This is a genomic window from Sandarakinorhabdus rubra (assembly GCF_010994245.1).
GTDB classification, from domain to species: domain Bacteria; phylum Pseudomonadota; class Alphaproteobacteria; order Sphingomonadales; family Sphingomonadaceae; genus Sandarakinorhabdus; species Sandarakinorhabdus rubra.
In genome coordinates this window covers 1-756 of record NZ_WMHO01000437.1, presented here as the reverse complement: position 1 = coordinate 756, position 756 = coordinate 1, and the positions used below count along the sequence as shown (strand labels likewise).

General features: G+C 71.0%; 2 protein-coding genes. Both read left to right on the top strand.

Going from position 1 to position 756, the window contains the following annotated elements; translation table 11 throughout:
- Nucleotides 1-385: SPOR domain-containing protein (locus GJV64_RS15115; RefSeq protein ID WP_164158348.1), on the top strand; the 385-nt coding region annotated here is incomplete at its 5' end.
- Nucleotides 386-430: 45 nt separating this feature from the next.
- The coding region (locus GJV64_RS15110) for an endonuclease/exonuclease/phosphatase family protein (RefSeq protein ID WP_328799210.1) at nucleotides 431-756 on the top strand (326 nt) is incomplete at its 3' end.

The window sequence follows — 756 nt, the reverse complement described above, 5'->3', positions numbered from 1 at the left end:
CCAGGCGCCGGCCGCAGCACCGCCGGCACAGGCTGCCGAGCCGCCGGCAGCCACTCCGCCGCCGCCGAAGGCTGCCCCAGAAAGGCCTGCCCCAGCCAAGGCCGCGCCGGCCAAGGTCGCAAAGGCCCCGCCTCCGCCACCGGAGACCGGCTGGCGCATCCAGCTTGGTTCCTATCCCAGCCAGCAGAGCGCACAGGCGGCGTGGAAGAAGCTCGCCGCCGCGAAGAAAGGCGACACCAGGGGCCTGAAGCCCAACATCTCGCGCTTTGGCGGGATGTGGCGGCTGCAGGTCGGGCCGTTCGAGACCCGCGCCGAGGCCACCTCCGGCTGCAAGAAGCTGGAGATCGGCCGTAACGGCTGTTTTGCCATCGACATCGGTGACTGAACGGCGGCAGCCCAACTGCGGCAGCTGCGGCTTGCCACCGCCCAGATGTCGCTGATCATCGCCAGCTACAACATCCACAAGGGGCTGGGCAGCGATGGCCGGCTGGCCCCGGAACGCACCCTTGACGTGCTCGACGAGATCGATGCCGACGTGGCGCTGCTGCAGGAGGCAGACACACGCTTTGGTGTGCGCACCGCGGTGCTGCCGGCGCCCTTGCTGGCGGGGCGCGGCTGGGTGGCGGCGCCGTTGGCCGACACGCTTGGCGGCGGTCATCGGGCGCTGGGCTGGCACGGCAATGCCATACTGGTGCGGCGCGGCGTCGAACTGGTGCACAGTCATCGCATCGCGCTGCCGGCGCTGGAACCGCGCGG